Below are 19,949 nucleotides of genomic sequence, written 5' to 3'. Positions count from 1 at the left end.
GGTCGACCCGCTGGAGAACAAGCGCGAGAAGGCCATGGAGCTCGGCGCCACGCACGCCGTCGGGTCCATCGAGGAGGCCGCCGACCTCGCGCGCCAGATGACCAACGGCAACGGCGCCGACAAGGCCGTCGTCACCGCGGGTCTGGTCACCCAGCCGATCATCACCGGCGCCTTCGACGCCATCGGCAAGGGCGGCACCGTCGTGCTGACGGGCCTCAACAAGCTCACCGAGCAGAACGTCCAGCTCCCCTCGGCGATCATGACGCTGTTCAAGAAGACGCTGAAGGGCACGCTGTTCGGCGACTGCAACCCGACCGTCGACATCCCGAAGATCCTCGGGCTGTACCAGAGCGGGGACATCAAGCTCGACGAGCTGATCACGAAGTACTACACGCTCGACCAGGTCAACGAGGGCTACGACGACCTGCTCAACGGCAAGAACGTCCGCGGCGTCCTGGTCCACGAGCACTGAGGGTGGCCGACACGATCGACGCGGTCGGGCGCGGCCGGGAGACCGAACTCCTCCTGGCCGCGCTCGACGGCGGTACCCACATCGTCCTGGAAGGCCCGCCCGGCACCGGCAAGAGCACCCTGCTCCGCGCCGTCGCCCACTCCCGCTCGGTGGGCTTCCACTTCGTCGAGGGCAACGCCGAGCTGACCCCCGCGCGCCTGGTCGGGCACTTCGACCCCGCGCGGGTGCTCGCCGACGGCTACGTCGAGGAGATCTTCGTCGACGGCCCGCTGGTGTCCGCGCTGCGCGAGGGCGGGCTGCTCTACATCGAGGAGCTCAACCGCGTTCCCGAGGAGACCCTCAACGTCCTGATCACCGTGATGAGCGAGGCCGAGCTGCACGTCCCGCGCCTCGGCCGGGTCCCCGCGGAGCCCGGGTTCCGCATGGTCGCGGCGATGAACCCCTACGACGCCGTCGGCACCGCCCGGATCTCCGCCGCCCTGCACGACCGCACCTGCCGGATCGCGATGGGCTACCAGAGCGCGGTCGACGAGGAGACCATCGTCGCGCGGCGGGCTCCGGTCACCCCCGACGGCTGGCGCACCCGGGCCGTCGAGCTCGTCCGGCGCACCCGCGAGCACGGCGACATCCGCACCGGCTCGTCGGTCCGCGGTGCGATCGACCTCGCCCGCATCGCGGTGTCGCTGGGCGCGGCCCGGGACCGGCCCTCCGACGACTGGCACGTCGGGCTCGACGCCGCGACGGTGTCGCTGTCCGGGCGCATCAAGGTGATCGAGTCGAGCCGCCGCACGCCGGAGCAGGTGGTGCGGGAGCTCTACGAGGCGGTGTTCGGCCCCGAGCCGTCCGACGACGACGGGTCCGGGGACGATGATGCGTCGGGGGGAGCCAGAGCCCGCCCGGCGCGGGCAGCCCAGGGGTAGACCGCCCGTCGCGGCAACAGAAGTCGCCGACGACGTCGAGGGGCGACCTCTCCCGGCGGCACTCCGACTTCGAGGACGTCTCCCCCGCCGTCGGCCAGCTCGACGTCGAGGCGTTCGACGACGCGATGTCGTCCGACCCCGGTCAGGCGCTCGAGATGCTCGTCGACCTCACCCGGGCCACCGACGAGACGCTGCGCGAGAAGGCGCGGCGGCTCGCCGGGACGATCCTGCTGGAGCGCTCACGCGTCGGGGCCGCCCGGTCGCGGGGCACGTCGCGGCTGCGCCTGCGCTCCGCCGACCGCGGCGGCGACCTCGACGTCGACGCCTCGATGGAGGCCCTCGTCGAGGCCCACGGGGCCGGGCTGGTCCCGCACCTGGAGGACCTCCAGGCCGTCGACTGGGCCCAGCCCGGGATCGCGCTGTGCCTGCTCGTGGACACCTCGGGCTCCATGACCGGCGGCCGACTCGCCGCGGCGGCGCTGACCGCGGCGGCATGCTCGTGGCGCGCGCCCGAGGAGTTCGCCGTGGTGAGCTTCGACCGGACCGCGAGGGTGATCCGTGGCCTGCACCAGCCGCAGCCGCCGGAGCTGCTGGTCGATCAGCTGCTGGGCCTGCGCGGGCACGGCGTGACGGGGCTGTCGTCGGCCATGCGCTCGGCGGCGGACCAGCTGGTCGCGGCACGGTCGAGCCGGCGTCTCACGGTGCTGATCTCCGACTGCCGGGCCACCGACGACCAGGACCCGGTGCCGGCCGCCGCGGCGCTGGACGAGCTGTTGATCCTCGCCCCGACCGACGACGCGGACGATGCGTTCGCGCTCGCGGCCGCGACCGGCGCGCGGGTGGAGACGATGGCCTCGGCCGCCGACGCTCCCGCCGCCCTCGGCCGGTTGCTGGATCCGTAGGTGCGCTTCGCGCTCGTGAGCACTTTCCGGGGCCATGACCCCGGAAAGTGCTCACGAGCCGGAGGCACCTACGGACGCGAGGAAGTCGGCCATCGCGTCGACCGAGCGGAAGTGGTCCACGTCGAAGTCGTCGAGCGGGAGCTGCACGCCGAAGGTCTCCTCGAGGGCGACGATGAGCGTCACCAGCGCGAGCGAGTCGATGAGACCGGCCTCGAGGAGGTCGGTGGACGTCGTGGGCACGTCGATCCCGGCGCGCTCGCTGACCACGTCCGCGACCTGCATGCGCAGCCCGTGGCCGGTGTCGGTCTCCATCAGGCGCCTTCCTTCGGTGCGGGGCGGAACCGCTCGCGCAGAGCCGGCCGGTCGATCTTGCCGTTGACGTTCTTCGGGAGACCGTCGAGGGCCTCCCACTTCGCCGGGAGCATGTAACGCGGGACCAGCGCCGTGACCTGCTTGCGCAGCTCCGCCACCGTCAGCTCGGCGCCCTCGACGACGGAGTAGGCGCAGCAGATCGTGGTGCCCTCGAAGCCGCCGGTGTCCACGCCGACCACGGCGCACTCGCGCACCCCGACGACGGTGTTGACCGCCGACTCGACCTCGCCGAGCTCGATGCGGTACCCGCGGCTCTTGATCTGGGAGTCGGTGCGGCCGAGGAAGTGCACGACGCCGTCGTCGTCGGCGCGGGCGAGGTCCCCGGTCTTGTAGATCCGCGCGCCGTCGGGTCCGGCGACGAACGCGGCGTCGGTCTTCTCCTGGTCGCGCCAGTAGCCCGGCGACAGCCCGACCCCACCGATGTGGAGCTCACCGATCTCGCCCGCGGCGACCTCGCGACCGTCCTCGAGGACCAGCAGCGACTCGCCGTCGCACGGCACCCCGATCGGGACCGGCGCGGACTCGTCGGCAGGCACCGCCGGGACGTCGTAGTACGACGACGCGATCGTCGCCTCGGTCGGCCCGTACAGGTTGGTGAACCGCGCGTGCGGCAGCCGGCGCATCCAGTGCGCGAGCACCGGGGTCGGCAGCACCTCGCCGCACCACAGCAGCCGTTCCAGCGCCGGGAAGTCGTCCTGCGCGACGGCGTCGAACCGCGCCAGGTAGGTCAGCACCGAGGGGACCGAGAACCACTGCGTCAGCTCGTGGTCACGGATGAAGGCCGAGGTGCGCCGGGCGTCGAGACCCAGCGACGCGGGCACCAGGTGCAGCTGCGCACCCGCGGCGAGCGTGGCGTAGATGTCGAACGTCGACAGGTCGAAGTGCAGCGGGGGGTGCGCCGACACGCGGTCGGAGGCCTTCGTCCCGAAGTGGCGCAGCGCCCAGTCCACGAACGCCAGCACGTTCTCGTGGGTGATCATCACCCCCTTGGGCACCCCGGTGGACCCCGAGGTGAAGAGCAGGTGCGCGAGATCGGGGCTGGCCGCGGCAGGCGCCTCGGCGGACAGCGAGGCCAGGTCGTCCCGGGCGAACGCCGAGGCGAACCGCTCCCCGGACAGCGGCCCGTCGAGGGCGCCGACGGTGAGGTCGAGCCCCTCCCCGGCCAGTCCGTCGACGAGGCCGACGGCGGAGTCGTCGGCGAGCAGCACCGTGGGCTCGGCGGCCCGGACGATGCGGGCGGCGCGTGCCGCGGGGCTGGCACTGTCGACCGGGACGTAGGCCCCGCCCGCCCGCAGCACCCCGAGGAGCGCGGCGATCGTGGCCGGCGTCTTCGCGGCGAGCACACCGACCCGGTCGCCCGGCTTCACGCCGCGGTCGACGAGGGCGTGGGCGAGGCGGTTGCTCGTCGCCTCCAGCTCGCCGTAGGTCACCGTCTCGTCGCCGAGCACGAGCGCGGTCGCCCCGGGATCACGCTCGACGGAGTTCGTGAGCAGATCCTGCAGGCGCTCGGTCACCCCGAGACCCCCGCCCGGCGGAAGACCTCGCCGATGTGCTCGAGCTCCTCGAGCGACGGCGGGATGTCGAGCACGAACACCCGCGTCCCCTGGGCGAGGTAGTGCGTGATCGCCGCGGCGACCCGGTCGTACGAGCCGACCAGGTACGGGCAGAACGTCTGGTAGTTCTGGAACGGCCCGAGCCAGAACGGATCCGGCTCACCGTCCGCCGTGACCTCCTGGCCCTGCGCCGCGACGGAGAGCTGCTGGTGCCAGTGCGAGTCCGAGGCCTTCATCGCCATCGAGTGCGCGATCTGGCCCTTGCGGTCGCTCGGGAAGCGCTCCTCGGCGACCTTCCAGGCGTCCGCGGTGTCCTCCCGCGCGACGATGCCGACCCGCACCCCGCCGCCCGACGGGGCGTCGGTGGACTCCTGGCCGAGCGGCTCCGGGTACCGGATCGGGACCGCACCGATGTCCGCGGCGGCGGCGCGCCCGGCGGGCGAGGAGCCCGAGATCAGCACCTCGGGCATGAGGTCGGCGGGCAGCACCGGGGCGAGCTTGAGGTTGTGCACCTGGTGCCAGTGGCCCTCACGGGTCACGGTCTCCCCGCGCAGCAGGCCCAGGAGGATCTGCGTGTACTCGCTGGTGCGGGCGTAGCGGTCGTCGTGCTCGGTGGGGTCGCCCAGCGCGAGCAGGTCGTTGCGGAAGCCGCCGGCCAGCATGTTCAGGTGCACCGACCGGCCGTGCAGGTACGCCAGCGACGAGACCATCGACGCCGCCGTGAACGGGTGCATGTACACCGGCTGCACCGCGACGAGCGGGGCGAGCCGCTCCGTCGCGGTGATCACGTGCTGGGCCACGAGCCACGGGTCCGCGATGCCGTTGTCGGTGTAGACCAGCATCCCGGTGCACCCGGCCGCCTCGCTCCACCGCGCGGTGTCGGCGACCGCCCGGGCGTACTCGTCCGCCGGGAGGTCCTTGGACTGCGGGCATGTCGAGTAGATCTGGACGTTCACGAGGTGCCCACCGCGCTCTCGACGACGAACCCCTCGATGTAGAGGCGGTCCAGCGCGATCCGCGAGAACGTGTCGACCGCGGTCGCCGGGTCCATGATCAGCGGTTGTCCCTTGACGTTGAACGAGGTGTTGACGACGCAGCCGGTGCCCGTCCGGTCCCGGACCTTCTCGAGCAGCGTCGCGAACGTGGTGTTCAGCGCCGGTGTGACGGTCTGGATCCGCGCCGAGTCGTCCTCGTGGACGATGCCCGAGAGCATCGCCTTCGCCTCGGGGCGCACCGCCGCCGTGCAGAGCATGTACTGGTCCGGGTCGAGCCCGCGGGTCACGAAGAGCCGGTCGCGGTCGTCGACGTGCACCGCGGGGGCGAACGGCCGGAACGCCTCGCGGAACTTCACGGCGCTGTTGATGCGGTCCTTGATGTGGTCGCCGTCGGGCCGGGCGAGGATCGAGCGGTTGCCGAGGGCGCGGGGGCCGAACTCCATCCGGCCGTGGAACACGGCGACGATCCGGTCGGCGGCGATGTCCTCGGCCGCGGCCGCCAGGTACTCCTCGCCCATGCCGATCTCACGCCAGCGCAGGTCCGGGCGCGCCTCGAGGACGGCCAGGACGTCGTCGCGGGAGTACTCCGGCCCGAGGTAGGGGTCGAACGGTCCGGTCACCGTGAACGACTGGCCGTCCTCGGCGGCGGCGGCCCAGGCCGCGCCGGGCGCCGTGCCGTCGTCGCCGGAGGCCGGCTGGACGAACATCCGCTCGACGCCGGGCAGGGCCGCGATCGACTGGTTGGACTTGCAGTTGAGGAACGTGCCGCCGGCCAGGCACAGGTCGCGCTCGCCGGTCCTGTCCAGCCAGTGCTCGACGAGCGCGACCACCAGCTCGGTCAGGCACTCCTGCATGGCGGCCGCGAAGTCGGCCTCGTCACGCTGGATCGACCCGTCGGGGGTCTTCGGGGTGAACGTCTGCTCCTCGAGCAGCGCCCGGGCGTTCGGGTAGCCGTCCTCGGCGTCGGAGAGCGCGCCCGTCGGCCAATCGATCACGACCGAGCCGCGGTCCGCGTCGAACCGCGTGAGCTTGCGGAAGACCTCGCGGTAGCGCTCCGGGTCGCCGTAGGGCGCGAGGCCCATGACCTTGTACTCGTCGTTGTTGAACTGGAACCCGAGGAATCGGGTCCCGATCGAGTAGAGGATCCCCAGCGAGGCCGCGATGGGCTGCGAGTGCAGTTTCTCCAGCTCAGCGCCGTCGAACCGGTAGACCGAGAGCGAGTCGACCTCACCCATCCCGTCGGAGACCACCGCGAGTCCGCGGGAGAAGCCGCTCGGCACCACGGCCGACAGCGCGTGCGCCCGGTGGTGCTCGACCGGGCGGAGCCGCTCGGCGAGCACCGGCCAGCCCGCCTCGGTCAGCCCGTCGCGCACGGTCTGCGAGGACAGGACCTCGTCGAAATACTCCCGGGAGAGCACGAACGCCCGACGGTGACGGTCGTAGTCGAAGCCGTGGGCCACGACGTCGACGTCCTCGGGCCGCACGCCCGCCTCGTCGAGGCAGTACCGGATCGCGTTCCGCGGGAGCGCGCCGGTGCCCTTGTCACCGTCGAAGCGCTCCTCGGACGCCGCCGCGACGAGGGTTCCGTCGACGAGGATCGCCGCGGCGCTGTCGAGGCCCTGACAGATCCGCGCGTCCAGCGGATCGATGTCCGGCCGGGCCTCGCTGCGTCGCCGTTGGGAATTCGGGAGACCACTGAGTCCCAGAACGATCATCGATTGCGCCCCTCCACACCGAATGCGCCGTCTCCTCACTATGACGCGCCAACACGTTCGAGGTTCGCCGGGGGGTGACGGGACGGATCGGACACGGGGGTATAAACCGCCGTCGTCGCGGGATCAGATGGTGTCCGCCCGCTGCTCGGCACCCGGGAACGGGTGACCGAGGACGCTGACGAACGCCCGCTGGTACGCGTCGACCATCGCGGAGTCGGTGTAGAGCGCGAGCGCCCGCTCCCGGCCCGCCGCCCCGAGACGGGCCACGCCCTCGCGGTCGTCGAGCACCCCGCGCAGCGCCTCGGTCCACGCCGGCACGCTCACCGGGTCGACGACGACGCCTGCCTTCCCGTGGTCGAGCATCTCGGGCACGGAACCGCTCGTCGAGGCCATCACGGGCATGCCGCGGGTCATCGCCTCGACCATCACGAGCGGGAACGCCTCGAAGCCGCTCGGCACGCACAGCACGTCGGTCTCGGCGAACGCGTGGTCCGGGCCGGGCGAGACCCCCCGCCAGTGGACCTGCCCGCGCAGGTACGCGGGGGTCTGGGCCTGCATCGCGGTGCGGTCGGGACCGTCACCGAAGATGTCGAGCGTCCACTCGTCGGGGCGCGCGAGCGCGTCGAGGGCCCGGATGAGCAGCGTCGTGTTTTTGTACTCCTTGAGCCGGGTGAGCATGCAGAAGCGCATCGGACCGGTCATCAGGCGCGCGGGCAGCGGCTCGCCCGGGGTCAGCCCGTTCGGCGCGACCATCACGGTGTCGGTCAGCTGCTGGTGCCGGGTCAGGTCGGTGTGGTGCTGCCGGGAGAGCACGAGCAGGGCGTCGGCGGTGCGCAGCGCGCGGCCCTGCAGGTCGGAGTAGGTCGGGCGCTCCATCTCCGCGGGGTCGTGCGCGGCCGGGATCCAGTACCGCCGCTGCCCGGCGGCCCGCCCCAGGGCCCGCCACGCCGTCGCGAACCCGATCTCGGTCTTCGTCGCGCCGCCGACGACGATGGCCTCGGCGGTGTCCGCCACGTCCACCACCGGCTGCCACCACGGCTGCATGAGCATGCGCACGCGCGGGTCCAGCTCGGAGATGTACTGCCCGAGGTGCTGCAGGCAGACCATGGTCACCGGGTGGCCGCGCTCCACGAGCTGGTTCGCGAGCACCACCCGCTGGCGCTCCGCACCGCCGGGCTTGAGCCCGTTCGTGACGACGACGACGGCGGGCCGACCGCCCGCGCGCTCGGCGAGAGCGGTCAACCGGGCCTCGCGCGGGCCCCGCTTGGAGCGCTGGACGCGCTCGAGCACGGTCGATCCCGCCGCGTAGAGCGACCCGCGACCGAGGTTGTGCTCCAGCCCGAGGGCGATCACCTGGGCGGCGCGCAGCAGATCGTCGCCGCGCACCGACGCCAGCGGGTCGTCCGAGACGGTCCCGCCGCTGGCGTGCCGGACCTGCGGTGCCTCGTCGTCGACCAGCCGCAGCGACCAGCCGGCCCTGCGGGCGGCGGGCTGCCAGGTGGCGTCCTCGCCGTAGACGAAGAACTCCTCGCTGAACGGGCCGAGCGCGTCCCAGGCGTCGCGGGAGATGAACAGGCAGCACCCCGTGAGGTACCCGTCGACCTCCTCCGGCGCCTCCGGGTACAGGTTGCTGAGCCGGCGACCGCGCAGCCGCTTGGCGTACCCGGCCGAGTTGAGCAGGTTCCGGACGACGCCCTGTTCGCGGTGCGCGACGTCCCAGGGCTCGTCGCGTCCCTCCGGGTCGAGCACGGTCGGGGACACGGCCGCGATGCCGGGCTGGGCGAGCACCGCACGGGCGCGGGTGAGCGGACCGAGCAGCTCGGCGTCCGGGTTGAGCTGCAGGGCGTCGCAGTCGGGGACCTGCGCCATGAGCTTGTTCATCGCCGCGATGTAGCCGAGGTTGAACTCGGAGAACGTCCACGTGACGTCGGGGCGGGTCTCGGCCAGCTCGCGGACCGCGGGCGAGCCGCTGGAGGCGTTGTCCCACACGTGCACCCGTGCGTCCGGCAACCACTTGTCGACGCTCGCCAGAGCGCGGTCGAGGAGATCCGCCCGCCGGTAGGAGACGATCAGGACCGCCAGTTCACGTGCCGCGCTCGTGCTCACCGGACCGATCGTGGCACGACGCCCGATGTGGGCCGTCAGCTGGTGTCGGGTCACTGCCGCGCGCCGTGCGCGACGAGCCACTCGCCGTCGAGGATGCTGCACAGCGACGTCGTCGAGCTCAGCAGCCCGAGCACGGCGGGATCACCCGCGTGCACGAGCGCCCGCGCCCCCCGCCGGACGATGACACCCGGGGCCCCGAGCAGACCCGCCGTCACCGGCTCCAGCCGTCCCTGGACGGCCGCCGCGCCCTCGTCGTGGGCGCAGCGCACGAGGTGGTCGAGCACGGGAGCGGGGTCGCCGGTCGCGCCGACCTGCACGACCTCGGCCACTCCCGCCGGGGGCAGCAGGTAGAGGAACCACCCGAGCACCCGCCCCGAGGTCCCGCGCACCAGCCGCGCGGTGAGATGCCCGCGGTCGGTCAGCCGGCCCAGCTCGGCGAACGCCCACGTGAGCCAGGCCGGGTCGTAGTCCGGGTGCAGCCGCAGGCGCTTGCCCTGCGCGGCGACCTGCTCGGCGAGCAGTTCCGGGGTGAGGACCTCGGTGCCGCCCGCGGGGTCGGGCGGGGGCGGCGGGCCGACGCGGCCCCACCGGGCCGCGAGCGCGTCCAGCGGGACACCGGCGAGGCGGGCACCCCGGCCGAGCGCGGGAGCCCGCTTGCCGGCGAGCGCACCCGCCGTCGCACCGGCCCGCAGGATGCGCCACCACGCCACCGACGACCCGACCAGCTCCTGACCGCCGAGCCCGGTCCAGAGCGCACGCGAGTCGTCGTTGGCGCGATCGGCCACGGTCAGCTCCTGCGGACCGGCGAGCAGCTTGCGGTTGAGCAGCACCCCGACGCCGCGCGAGCGCCAGTCCGGGTGCGCGACGAGGTTGCTGCTCACCGCCATCCGCACCGGACGCCCGTCGAGTCGCATCCGCCGGGTGTTCGCGGCGATGAACCCGACGACGGCGCCGTCGGCGTCCTCGTGGACCAGCGACGGGATCTCCGGGTCGGCCCAGGGGTCGTCCACGACGACGCGGGCGAAGTACTCCGCGACCCGCGGGTTCGGCTCGTGCTCCCCCGAGCGCATGACGAGCTCGAACAGCGCCCCGACCTGCGGCAGGTCGGCGCGTTCCAGTGCCCGGATGCCCGTCATCCGCGGGAGGGTAGACGGGTCCCCGATCATGCCGGTGTGTGCCCGGATGGGTCCTTCACGATCGGGGGCCCGCCATCGGCGGTCTCGCTCAGCTCTCGGTGCCGGCCATCCCGGCGTACTCCGGACCCGCCTGGGAGCGCGTGCCCGGGTCGGAGGCCGAGACCCCCTGGATCGCGCGCCACACCGCCTCCGGCGTCAGCGGCATGTCGATGTGCCGGACGCCGAGGTGGGACACCGCGTCGACCACCGCGTTGTGCACGGCGGGCGTCGAGCCGATCGTCCCGGACTCGCCGATCCCCTTCGCGCCGATCGGGTTGAGGAAGGTCGGCGTCTCGGTGTTCGAGGCCTCGTAGGAGCACAGGTCGGCGGCCGACGGGATGGTGTAGGACGCCAGGTTGCCCGTGGTCGGGTTGCCGTCCTCGTCGAAGGTGACCCGCTCGAAGAGCGCCTGCGAGATGCCCTGGGCGATCCCGCCGTGCTGCTGGCCCGCGACGAGCATCGGGTTGAGGATCTTGCCGCAATCGTCGACGGCGACGTGGCGCTTCGGAGTCACCATGCCGGTGTCGAGGTCGACGTCGACGACGGAGATGTGCGACCCGAACGGGAAGCTGGACTGGCCCTGCTTGAAGTCCAGGTCCTCACGCAGCGCGCGACCGGCGCCGTCCTCGAGCCCCGAACCGTCCTCGGACGCGGTCGCGACCTGCGACCAGGTGACCACCGAGTCGCCGACGCCGCGCACCCCGAACCCGCCGTCGGAGTGCTCGATGTCCTCCACCGCGGCCTCGAGCAGGTGCGCCGCGATCTCCCGGGCCCGCGAGACGAGCTCCTGGGAAGCGTTGTGGATGGCGCTCCCGCCGGTCTGCAGCGAGCGCGAGCCCAGCGTGCCCGCACCGGAGCGCACTTCCGCGGTGTCCGACTGCACGACCCTGATCTTGTCCATCGGTACGCCGAGCACCGACGACGCGAGCTGGGCGAACGCGGTCTCGTGTCCCTGGCCGTGCGCGCTGGTGCCCGCCATGACCGTGAACGTGCCGTCGGCGTGCGCCTGGGCCGAGCCGTACTCGCCGTCGAGACCCAGCGGGGCGGTGACCTCGACGTAGGAGCCGAGGCCGATCCCGAGCGCGACCCGGTCACCCGCGTCGCGGCGGCGCTTCTGCTCGGCGCGCAGGGCGTCGTAGCCCGCGGCCTCCTTGACGGCGTCGAGCGACTTCTCGTGGTCGGCGTTGTCGTACTCGGCGCCGGTCAGCGACGTCATCGGGAACTGCTCGGGCTGCAGGAAGTTCATCCGCCGCATCTCGAGCGGGTCGACGCCGATCTCGTCGGCGGCCATGTCGATGATGCGCTCGAGCAGCTGGGTGGCCTCGGGGCGCCCGGCGCCACGGTAGGCACCCGTGGTGGTGGTGTTCGTGACGACGGTCTTCCACGAGAACTCGATGGCCGGGATGTCGTAGACGCCCTGGGCCAGCAGCTGGGTCAGGCTCGGCAGGATCGTCCCGACCGCCGGGTAGGACCCGCCGTCGCCGATCACCGAGGCACGCAGCCCGACGATCTTCCCGGCGCGCGTCACGCCGAGCTCGACCCACTGGACCTGGCTGCGCCCGTGGACCATCGAGAGCATGTTCTCGGAGCGGGTCTCGTTCCACCGCACCGGCCGGCCGAGCACGAGGGCCGCCTTCGCGGCGATCGTGTACTCCGGGTAGGCCGTGGCCTTCGGACCGAAACCGCCGCCGACCCGCGGCGCCACGACCCGGACCTGGTCGGCGTCGAGGCCGAGGTCCCCGGCGATCGCGTCCCGGGCACCGTGCGGGGTCTGGGTGGAGAGCCAGAGGGTGAGGCCCCCCTCGGGCGCGCCCGGCTCGATGACGCAGGCGTTCGGCTCCATCGGCACGCCCGCGAGGCGCTGGTTGAGGAACTTCCCGGTGACGACCACGTCGGCGGTGTCGAAGATGCCCTCGACCTCCCCGGTGCCCGCCCCGGCGATGAGGTTGCTGCCGACCTCCTCGAACAGCAGCGGGGCGCCGTCGGCGTAGGCCTCCTCGATGCCCGTGACGGACGGCAGCGGGTCGATGTCGGGGAAGACGGTCTCGGCGGCGTCGAGGGCCTCTCCCGCCGTCTCGCCGATGACGACGGCGACGATGTCGCCGACGAAGCGGACCTTGCCCTTCGCGAGGTGCGGCCGCGACATGGCGTCGGGCACGACGCCGGGCAGGCCCGGTCGGTCGGCGACGTCGAGGTCGGCGTTCGTGTAGACCGCGACCACGCCCGGCATTCCCTTGGCCTCGGCGACGTCGATCTCGCCGAGCGTGCCGTGCGCGATGGGAGAGCGGACGAAGACCGCGTGCAGCGACCCCTCGACCGGCAGGTCTCCGGTGTACAGACCGGCGCCCGTGATGAGCTCCTGGTCCTCGGTCCGCTTCACCGCGTGACCCAGGATCGAGCCGCCGGTGTGGGTCGTGACGCTCACGCCTGCTCCTTGTGCTCTCGTCGCGATCCAGGACTCGGTCGCATGTCCCGGACCCCCTTCCGCCGGACACTAGCCAACCGCGTGACGGCGCGCACAAGGTCGTTTCCGCACGTCAGAATATTTCTCACCTACGGTCGAATGGAGACTGCTAGGACGCATCTGCGGCGTGCACCACCAGCGGGACGAGCCGTTCGGCGTCGGTGCGGGAGCCGTGCTGCCCCGGGAGCCTCGCGAGGACCGGCTCGCCCTCGGAGCGCACGATCGCCGCGTTCCCGCGGGTGGCGGCGACGATGTCGGGCACCCGGACTCGCACCGCGTCGTCGACCGGGCCGAACCAGCCGGCCTCGGCCGCCTCCTCGCCCGGGAGAATGTCCGCGTCGTCGCCGAGCGTGGCCCGCCAGGCGGCGAGCACGTCGGGGGCACTGCCGGGGCGGGCGTAGACGAGGCGGGCGCGCGGGTCGCCGCCGACCACCGGCTCGCCGAGGAGCAGGTCGGGATGGGTGTCGGCGTCGTGGCGACGGTCGACGGTGACCATGCCGTGGTCGCCGGTGACCGCCAGGACGGTGTCCGGCGGGAGGTCCTCGGCGAGCATCGCGACGAGATGGTCGATCTGGCGCAGCTGCCAGCGCCAGGCGAGGGACCCCGGCCCGCGCAGGTGACCGAGCTGGTCGAGGTCCGCGTGATAGGCGTAGACGAGCCCCGGTTCGGCGAGGGCGGTGAGGGTCTCGGCCGCGAGATCCCCCATCGCGCCCACGCCGCGGTAGGTCGCGCCGCGCAGGGCCGAGCGGGTCAGCCCGGACTCGCGGTAGGCCCGGTCGGAGACGACGGTGCACCGGGTGCCCACCGCCGCGGCGCGCTCGAACAGCGTGGGACGGGGCTGCACCGCCTCGGGGGCCAGGTGCTCCCGGAGGTCGACGGTCCCCCCGGAGGCGTCGTGTCCGCTCCAGGTCAGCGCGTCGAGCAGGGTCGCGTCGACCCGGAAGCGGACGCCGAGGGTGCCGTGTGCGCCGGGTGGCAGCCCGGTCCCGAGGCTCGTGACGCTGATCGGGGTGCTCGTCGGGAAGCCGACGGTCAGCGGTCCGGCGTCGGCCATCCCGGCGAGGAACGGCGCGTCGGCGGCGTGCTCGGTCAGCAGTTCGCGCCCGAGGCCGTCGACCAGGAACAGGACGGCGGAGCGCGCGGGCGGCAGGGTGATCTCGGGCGGCGCGTCGGGGGTCCCGAGATCGGTGCCGAGTGCGGCGAGCAGGGCGGGCAGCGCGCCGGCGAGGGCCGGGCCGTCGGAGGCGGTCACGGGGCCACGATGCCTCGCCGTCGTCGTCAGCGGCACCCCGGTCGGGCGCGGGCACACTAGACAATTGATCGAGCCGACCGCGACATTCCTGCGGCCGGGCCGAGCTCGAACCTCCTGGCGGCCTCACCGCCACACTCGCTAGGCAAATGATCATGGATTCATGCGCACATTTCGGTGCGCTCGAATCCATGATCAATTGCCTAGCGTCCCGAACCCGAAGAGCGAGCGATGCTCAGCGGGCGGTGCGCCCGTCGCGCCCTCGTCGTCGACACCGTCCGGCTGGCGGTGCTCGCCCGGGAGCACACGGGCGGCGAGACCGCCCGTGTGCCGGACCCGGACGAGCCCGCGGCCTACAGCGAGAGCAGCCGGTCGAAGAACTCCCGGTAGCGGCGCAGCGCCTGGCGCAATTCCTCGGTGCCGGGCTCGTTGTTCCCGCTCCACTCCGCCTCGAGCTCGGAGCGCTGGTCGCGGAACACGCGGCTGACCTCGTCGAGTACCTCACCGACGAGCTGGTCGGCTCCGGTGACCGCCTGGCGCGGCTCGTCGACGAAGCCGGCCTGGATCTCCTGCCAGCGGTTGCGTAGCCGCTCGGAGGCCGTGGGGTCGAGGACGGTGACCCCGTCCGAGTCCTTCGGGTCCTGGTCGTGCTGGCCGGGCTGGTCGCCGTGCTGACGGGTGTAGCGGCCGGGCTCCTCGCCGTGCCGGCCCTCGTCGCGGCGGCCTTCGTCGTCGCGTCGGCCTTCGTCGTCGCGCCGGCCTTCGTCCGTAGCGGCGCGGTTGTCGGTGCTCACCGTCGGCTCCCGTCGTGGTCGCGTGTCCCGTCGGCCGACGATCCGCCGGCCTCCCGTTCCTGGCGTCCGCCGCGCTCGTCGCCCCGGTCGTGGGGCTCGTCGCGGCGGCGACCGTCGTCGTCGCGGTGACGGCCGTCGTCGCGGTGACGGCCGTCGTCGTCATGACCGCGGTCAGCGCCCTCGTCGAGCAAGGCGTCGACCAGGCTGCGGTAGGAGGTCACGGCTTCCCGGAGGTCCTCCGTACCGGCCCGGCTCTCCCGGTGCGCGTCGCGCACCCGGCGGGCCTCGCGGTAGCTCTCCACCACCTTCGGGTGCTCGACCGAGACGTCGTCGGCGCGCTGGTCGAAGTCGTCGACCGGGTATCCGCGCTCGCGCATGATCGTCGTGACGAGCGAGTCGGCCTTCTCGACCGCACCGCCCGGATCGTCGACGAACTCGCCCTGGACCTGCTTCCAGTCACCGCGGAAGCGCTCGCGGGTCTGTGGGTCGAGGGGGCGCAGATCGAGCTGCTGGTGACGCTTGCGGCGTTCGGCGAGCTCCTTCTCGGCCTCGCTCTTCGAGTCCGACTGCTCGACGGCACGGTCGTACTCCGGTCCGAACTGCTCCTGGAGTTGCTCGGAGCGTTTCCGTCTCGCCAGCACGAGGCCGCCACCGGCCAGCAGCAGCACGACGACCACCACGATCACGATGATGAGAGCGGTCATGACAGGCCCTCCGTCGGGCGTGTATTCATGACTGTGAGCGTCGTCGTGCATACGGTCGGTATCAATCGACCGTGAGGCCGCATGTGCGCTGCGTCACATGGCTGCGGGCCGATCACGGCAAACGTGCATTCGCCGAGCGGCCGGTCCGGATCAGCCCCGCTCGGCCCGCAGGATCGCCGCGGCGCCCGCCATCGCCGCCATCTTGCCCGTCGCGGACTCGCGCGGGAGGTACTTCATCCCACAGTCGGTGGCGACGACGAGCTGCTCGACAGGCAGGCGGTCGAACGCCCGCCGGACCCGGGCCGCGACGGTCTGCGCGCTCTCCACCTCCGGCGTCGAGAGGTCGATGACGCCGAGGATGACCGTCTTGTCGGTGAGGTCGGACAGCACACCGAGGTCGAGCCCGGACTGCGCGGTCTCGATGGAGATCTGGTCGACGGGGCACCCGGCCAGCTCGGGCAGGAACGAGTAGCCCTCGGGGCGCTCGTGGATGATCGCGGCGTACCCGAAACAGAGGTGCACGGCGGTCGTGCCGGTGACGCCGTCGAGGGCCGCGTTGAGCGCGGCGAGGCCGTACTGCCGTGCGGCGTCGGGCCGGGCCTGCAGGTACGGCTCGTCGATCTGGACGACGTCCGCGCCGGCGGCGTGGAGATCCTTCACCTCGGCGTTGACGACCGCCGCGTACGCCATCGCCGCCGCCTCGGCGTCGGGATAGTGGTCGTTCTGCGCCTGCTGGGACATGGTGAACGGCCCGGGCACGGTCATCTTGACGACGTGGTCGGTGGCGGCCCGCAGGAACTGCAGGTCGCGCACCTGGATCGGCTCGGGACGCCCGATCGGCCCGACGATGCGCGGGACCGGGTTGGGGTGCCCGGAGCGGTCGAGGGCGGAGCCGGGGTTGTCGACGTCGACGCCGTCGAGCGCGGTGGCGAAGTGGTTCGAGTAGCTCTCGCGGCGCATCTCGCCGTCGGTCACGACGTCGAGCCCGGCCCGCTCCTGCGCGCGGATCGCGAGCAGCGTCGCGTCGTCCTGGGCCTGCGCGAGGTGCTCCGGCGCCGGGCGCCACAGCTCCTGCGCGCGCACCCGCGGCGGGAACCGGCCGGCGAGCTTCGCCCGGTCGATCAACCAGTCCGGCTGGGCGTAGCTCCCGACGAGACTCGTGGGCAGCGCGGGCAGCGTCATCGATGCTCTCCGGGGGTCGCGGGCGTGCCGAGTGGACCTCCGCGGCTGCCCAGACAGCCGTGAGGATCCGCTCGGCGGCGGTCTCAGGTGCTGATGTCGGGGTAGGGCAGCGTCACGCCGTCGAGGGCGCGGGCGTAGGCGAACTGGTACTCGAGCGGTCCGTGGTCGCGCTCGAACATCGCGATGAACAACGTCAGCGTGAGGAACGGGTGCGCGCCCATCGCGAACAGCGTCACGTGGTCGTGGGTCGCGAGCGCGGTCCGTTCCTCGTCGGAGAACGCGAGCCACGTCGACCGTTCCCCGGAGTGGCAGTTGAGGAGTGTGTTGGCGTACTCCTGCTCCCACTGGACCACGCAGCCCGCGGGGTCGGTGCGATAGCGCTCGACGAGGTCGGCATCGCGGTCGACGGTGTAGAGGAACTTGTTCAGGAGGTACTTGCTCACGCCGGAGTCACCCCGTTCGGATACCAGGTGAAGTAGGCCTCCATGGTGTGGAAGAGGTCCAGCGAGTCGACGTGGTCGGCCTTCTTCCCCTCCCCCGCGACGCCCATCATCAGCATGAAGTCCATGAATCCGTGGGTGGCGTTGCCCGGGGAATGCAGGCTGTCGAGCGTGACCTCGGAGAGGCAGCCCTCGAGGTCACCCGACGCGATCCACTCGACGGCCTTGCGGTCGAACTCCGGGTCGGGCCCGTGCGGGCCGAACTGGCGGGGTCCGCCGAGCTCGAGGGAGAGGTGGCCGGTCCCGATCACGGCCACCCGCTGGTCGGAGGGCCACGACTCGACGAGCTCGCGGATGGTGCGCCCGAGCTGCACGAACCGCTTCGGCTGCGGCAGCGGCGGCGCGAAGATGTTGGTGTAGATCGGGACGATCGGCAGGTCGGCCTCGGGCCGCAGCGTGATGATCGGGCACGTGATCGAGTGGTCGATCCGCAGCTCGTTGGAGAACGCGAGGTCGAACCCGGCGTCGAGACCTTCCCGCAGGATGTAGGACGACAGGTCCTCCTGACCGCGCAACTGCATGCGCGGGAGACCGAACTCGCGTTCCTCGTTGTACCAGTTGGCGTCGTAGACCGGCGCCTTCCCGACGAGGAACTGCGGCATGTTGTCGAGCCACAGCTGGTGGAAATGGTCCGAGCCGACCATGACGAGGACGTCGGGACGGGCCCGCGTCAACGTCTCCCGGAACGTCTCGATCTTCGACACCCACTCGTCCGCGAACGGTGGGCGGTCCTCCCCCACCGACGTCGAGGCCCGGTAGTAGAACGGGTGATGGGTGGACGCGATCACCGCGACGAGCTCAGCCATGCGGTTCTCCATCGAGCGGGGGCGGCCCGTATGTCGGGGGCACGGTGGGATCGGCGGCGACCGGCCGGTTGTTCAGGTCGACCGACAGGAAGATCTCGTTGGCGACGGGGTGGCGCAGCTCCTCGGCGAGCTGCCCGATCAGGCCCGCCGTGCGCGCGAGCAGCGCGAACCCGCGCAGCAGCTCCAGCGGCAGCCCGAGGTCGGCGAGCACCGCACCGCAGACCCCCGCGCCGTTGAGCGGCAGCGTCTTCCCGAGGACCTGCGGGTGGACGCGGCCGATCGCGGCGAACAGCGCCAGGTGCGGGCCGGTCACGCCCTCCTCGGCGGCCAGGGCCATGAGCTTCGGCGTGCGGGGGTCGCCCTGCTTGTGGACGTGGTGCCCGAGCCCGGGGACGAAGCGCTTGGCCTCGCGCTGGGCGGTCACCGTCCGCAGCGCGAGCGCGTCCCACCCGGCGTCGTCGGTCGGGAGCTTTCCGTCGGTCGAGACGAGCTGATCGTGCAGGAACCGACCGCTGTCCTCGGTGACCCCGAGGAACCGGCTTCCGCCCGCGAGCAGCCCGGCCGCGAGCGCCCCCTGCACCGAGTCCGGCGCCGAGAGATACGTGAGCCGGGTGACGATCGCCGTCGGGGTGTAGCCGTGGTCGGCGAGCGCGGCCAACACCGCCTCGAAAACGCGGGTCTCGCCCGGCGTCGGGCGGCGCTGCGTCGCGAGCCAGAACGCCAGCTCCCCGAATCCGACCTGCCCCATGACGTCCTCGACGAGGTCGTGACCGAGCAGGGTGATCTTGTCGGGCGACGCCGCGCCGAGGGCGGTCTCGTAGACGTGATCACTCATCGTTCGCTCCGGTGGACAGCCACTCCCGCAACTGCGCGCCGTGCTCGTCGAGCACGGGCGGGGGCAGCTCGTAGACCGCGGGGGTCTCGGAGAACCGGATCGGGTGCCGCGTCGTCGGGACCGCCCGGTCGCCCTCCCCGACGGCGACGATCGGCTCCAGCCCGAATCGCTCGGCCATCGCGAACCCGCCGTCGATCGACTGGATCGGCCCGCACGGCACGCCCGCGTCGACGAGCAGCTCGAACCACTCGACGGCGGTGCGCTCCTTCAGCTTCGCGACGAGGATCGGGCGCAATATCTCGCGGTTGGCGGTCCGGTCCTCGTTGCGGGCGAAGCGCTCGTCGTCGGCGACGCCGTCGAGCCCGAGGATCTCGCAGAGCTTGCGGAACTGGCCGTCGTTCGCGGCGGTGACGATCAGGTCGTCGTCGGCGGTCTCGAGCGGCTCGTAGGGGAAGACGCTGGGATGCGCGTTGCCCATCCGGTGCGGGACGACGCCGCCCGCGGCCCACGCGCTCGAGTGGTTCACGAGCCCGGTGAGCGCCGAGGAGAGCAGGTTGACCTCGACGTGCTGGCCGTCCCCGGTCGCGTCCCGGTGCCGCAGCGCGGCGAGGATGCCGATCACCGCGTGATTCCCGGCCATCACGTCGAACACCGAGATGCCGGCGCGGTAGGGCGGCCCGTCGGGGTCCCCGGTGAGGTCCATCAGCCCGGAGATCGCCTGCACCATGAGGTCGTAGCCGGGGACGTGGGCGCCCGCGCCGGAGCCGAAGCCCGAGATGCTCGAGTAGACGACGGCGGGGTTCGTGGCACTGACGGTCGCGTAGTCCAGCCCGTACTTGGCCATGCCGCCGGGCCGGAGGTTCTCGATCACGACATCGGCGCGCCGCGCGAGCTCCCGGGCGAGGGCGACGTCGTCGGGATCGCGCAGGTCCAGGGCGATCGAGCGCTTGCCGCGGTTCACCCCGAGGTAGTACGTCGAGGTCTCGCCGCGGGTCGGCGGCATCCAGGTCCGGGTGTCGTCGCCCTTCGGGCCCTCGACCTTGACGACCTCGGCGCCCATGTCCGCCAGCAGCATCGTCGCATAGGGCCCCGCGAGGATCCGCGAGAAGTCGGCCACCAGTACGCCCTCGAGCGGCCCTGCCATGCGGTGCCCTCCCCCCCCAGATGACAGCAATGGTCCATTGCTGTCAGCTGACGCCAGTACG

The 19,949-nt window shown here is 72.4% G+C and carries 19 protein-coding genes; 4 read left to right on the top strand and 15 right to left on the bottom strand.

Going from position 1 to position 19,949, the window contains the following annotated elements; all coding sequences use genetic code 11:
• From VGI02_RS18080 to VGI02_RS18070, 3 genes are all read left to right on the top strand, one after another.
• A partial coding sequence (locus tag VGI02_RS18080) for a zinc-binding dehydrogenase (protein WP_331629348.1) occupies window positions 1-472 on the top strand: 472 nt, incomplete at its 5' end.
• A gap of 2 nt (window positions 473-474) precedes the next feature.
• Window positions 475-1,392: an AAA family ATPase gene (locus VGI02_RS18075; RefSeq protein ID WP_331629346.1), complete on the top strand. Its 918-nt coding sequence runs from the start codon at window positions 475-477 to the stop codon at window positions 1,390-1,392.
• Window positions 1,393-1,517: 125 nt separating this feature from the next.
• The gene (locus tag VGI02_RS18070; protein ID WP_331629344.1) at window positions 1,518-2,294 is read left to right on the top strand and encodes a VWA domain-containing protein; all 777 of its coding nucleotides are present in this window, start codon (window positions 1,518-1,520) and stop codon (window positions 2,292-2,294) included.
• Window positions 2,295-2,345: 51 nt separating this feature from the next.
• Here VGI02_RS18070 and VGI02_RS18065 read toward each other — a convergent pair whose 3' ends face one another.
• The 8 genes from VGI02_RS18065 to VGI02_RS18030 all read right to left on the bottom strand — a co-directional run bounded on the left by VGI02_RS18065 (window position 2,346) and on the right by VGI02_RS18030 (window position 13,926).
• Window positions 2,346-2,606 (bottom strand): acyl carrier protein, encoded by a 261-nt coding sequence (locus VGI02_RS18065; protein WP_331629343.1) that lies wholly within the window; start codon window positions 2,604-2,606, stop codon window positions 2,346-2,348.
• Window positions 2,606-4,180, bottom strand: a complete 1,575-nt coding sequence (locus VGI02_RS18060; protein ID WP_331629341.1) for an amino acid adenylation domain-containing protein — start codon at window positions 4,178-4,180, stop codon at window positions 2,606-2,608. Before VGI02_RS18060 ends, VGI02_RS18065 begins: the two co-directional genes overlap by 1 nt.
• Window positions 4,177-5,175, bottom strand: coding sequence for an LLM class flavin-dependent oxidoreductase (locus tag VGI02_RS18055; protein WP_331629339.1), 999 nt, complete (start codon window positions 5,173-5,175; stop codon window positions 4,177-4,179). Before VGI02_RS18055 ends, VGI02_RS18060 begins: the two co-directional genes overlap by 4 nt.
• A complete protein-coding gene (locus tag VGI02_RS18050) occupies window positions 5,172-6,929 on the bottom strand; it encodes a carbamoyltransferase family protein (RefSeq protein WP_331629337.1) in 1,758 nt (585 codons plus the stop codon). The genes VGI02_RS18055 and VGI02_RS18050 overlap by 4 nt, the downstream gene beginning before the upstream one ends.
• Before the next feature lie 123 nt (window positions 6,930-7,052).
• Complete coding sequence (locus VGI02_RS18045) at window positions 7,053-9,035, bottom strand: glycosyltransferase (RefSeq protein ID WP_331629335.1); 1,983 nt, start codon at window positions 9,033-9,035, stop codon at window positions 7,053-7,055.
• Window positions 9,036-9,085: 50 nt separating this feature from the next.
• On the bottom strand, window positions 9,086-10,171 hold the full coding sequence (locus VGI02_RS18040; protein WP_331629333.1) for a GNAT family protein: 1,086 nt from the start codon (window positions 10,169-10,171) through the stop codon (window positions 9,086-9,088).
• 88 nt (window positions 10,172-10,259) lie between these two features.
• Window positions 10,260-12,635 (bottom strand): xanthine dehydrogenase family protein molybdopterin-binding subunit, encoded by a 2,376-nt coding sequence (locus tag VGI02_RS18035; RefSeq protein ID WP_331629331.1) that lies wholly within the window; start codon window positions 12,633-12,635, stop codon window positions 10,260-10,262.
• A gap of 148 nt (window positions 12,636-12,783) precedes the next feature.
• Window positions 12,784-13,926: an alkaline phosphatase family protein gene (locus tag VGI02_RS18030; RefSeq protein WP_331629329.1), complete on the bottom strand. Its 1,143-nt coding sequence runs from the start codon at window positions 13,924-13,926 to the stop codon at window positions 12,784-12,786.
• A 228-nt stretch (window positions 13,927-14,154) separates the two neighbouring features.
• Between VGI02_RS18030 and VGI02_RS18025 the strand changes: the two genes are divergently transcribed.
• Entirely contained in the window at window positions 14,155-14,313 is a 159-nt protein-coding gene (locus tag VGI02_RS18025; protein WP_331629327.1) for a hypothetical protein, read from the top strand.
• Here the strand turns inward: VGI02_RS18025 and VGI02_RS18020 are convergent.
• From VGI02_RS18020 to VGI02_RS17990, 7 genes are all read right to left on the bottom strand, one after another.
• Window positions 14,277-14,717: a hypothetical protein gene (locus tag VGI02_RS18020; RefSeq protein ID WP_331629325.1), complete on the bottom strand. Its 441-nt coding sequence runs from the start codon at window positions 14,715-14,717 to the stop codon at window positions 14,277-14,279. The two genes, VGI02_RS18025 and VGI02_RS18020, sit on opposite strands and share 37 nt — an antisense overlap.
• Window positions 14,714-15,421 carry a hypothetical protein gene (locus VGI02_RS18015; protein ID WP_331629323.1) on the bottom strand — a complete coding sequence of 236 codons (708 nt, stop codon included), beginning with the start codon at window positions 15,419-15,421 and terminating at the stop codon, window positions 14,714-14,716. Before VGI02_RS18015 ends, VGI02_RS18020 begins: the two co-directional genes overlap by 4 nt.
• Window positions 15,422-15,571: 150 nt before the next feature.
• A complete protein-coding gene (locus tag VGI02_RS18010) occupies window positions 15,572-16,603 on the bottom strand; it encodes a uroporphyrinogen decarboxylase family protein (RefSeq protein ID WP_331629321.1) in 1,032 nt (343 codons plus the stop codon).
• An 83-nt stretch (window positions 16,604-16,686) separates the two neighbouring features.
• Window positions 16,687-17,046 (bottom strand): hypothetical protein, encoded by a 360-nt coding sequence (locus VGI02_RS18005; RefSeq protein WP_331629320.1) that lies wholly within the window; start codon window positions 17,044-17,046, stop codon window positions 16,687-16,689.
• Complete coding sequence (locus VGI02_RS18000; protein ID WP_331629318.1) at window positions 17,043-17,909, bottom strand: DODA-type extradiol aromatic ring-opening family dioxygenase; 867 nt, start codon at window positions 17,907-17,909, stop codon at window positions 17,043-17,045. The genes VGI02_RS18005 and VGI02_RS18000 overlap by 4 nt, the downstream gene beginning before the upstream one ends.
• Complete coding sequence (locus tag VGI02_RS17995; protein WP_331629316.1) at window positions 17,902-18,744, bottom strand: citryl-CoA lyase; 843 nt, start codon at window positions 18,742-18,744, stop codon at window positions 17,902-17,904. The genes VGI02_RS18000 and VGI02_RS17995 overlap by 8 nt, the downstream gene beginning before the upstream one ends.
• Window positions 18,737-19,888, bottom strand: a complete 1,152-nt coding sequence (locus VGI02_RS17990) for a CaiB/BaiF CoA transferase family protein (protein ID WP_331629314.1) — start codon at window positions 19,886-19,888, stop codon at window positions 18,737-18,739. The genes VGI02_RS17995 and VGI02_RS17990 overlap by 8 nt, the downstream gene beginning before the upstream one ends.
• Between the last annotated feature and the right edge of the window lie 61 nt (window positions 19,889-19,949).

The organism is Actinomycetospora sp., assembly GCF_036497245.1.
In the GTDB taxonomy this organism is placed as follows: Bacteria; Actinomycetota; Actinomycetes; order Mycobacteriales; family Pseudonocardiaceae; genus Actinomycetospora.
Note: the sequence above shows the minus strand (reverse complement) of the source record. Positions and strands in the feature narration are given on the sequence as shown.

Coding starts and splice junctions, on each gene's coding strand:
- VGI02_RS18015 (WP_331629323.1), bottom strand. CDS start 15,421: ATGACCGCTCTCATCATCGTGATCGTGGTGGTCGTCGTGCTGCTGCTG.
- VGI02_RS17995 (WP_331629316.1), bottom strand. CDS start 18,744: ATGAGTGATCACGTCTACGAGACCGCCCTCGGCGCGGCGTCGCCCGAC.
- VGI02_RS18010 (WP_331629321.1), bottom strand. CDS start 16,603: ATGACGCTGCCCGCGCTGCCCACGAGTCTCGTCGGGAGCTACGCCCAG.
- VGI02_RS18050 (WP_331629337.1), bottom strand. CDS start 6,929: ATGATCGTTCTGGGACTCAGTGGTCTCCCGAATTCCCAACGGCGACGC.
- VGI02_RS18065 (WP_331629343.1), bottom strand. CDS start 2,606: ATGGAGACCGACACCGGCCACGGGCTGCGCATGCAGGTCGCGGACGTG.
- VGI02_RS18040 (WP_331629333.1), bottom strand. CDS start 10,171: ATGACGGGCATCCGGGCACTGGAACGCGCCGACCTGCCGCAGGTCGGG.
- VGI02_RS18025 (WP_331629327.1), top strand. CDS start 14,155: ATGCTCAGCGGGCGGTGCGCCCGTCGCGCCCTCGTCGTCGACACCGTC.
- VGI02_RS18070 (WP_331629344.1), top strand. CDS start 1,518: ATGTCGTCCGACCCCGGTCAGGCGCTCGAGATGCTCGTCGACCTCACC.
- VGI02_RS18000 (WP_331629318.1), bottom strand. CDS start 17,909: ATGGCTGAGCTCGTCGCGGTGATCGCGTCCACCCATCACCCGTTCTAC.
- VGI02_RS17990 (WP_331629314.1), bottom strand. CDS start 19,888: ATGGCAGGGCCGCTCGAGGGCGTACTGGTGGCCGACTTCTCGCGGATC.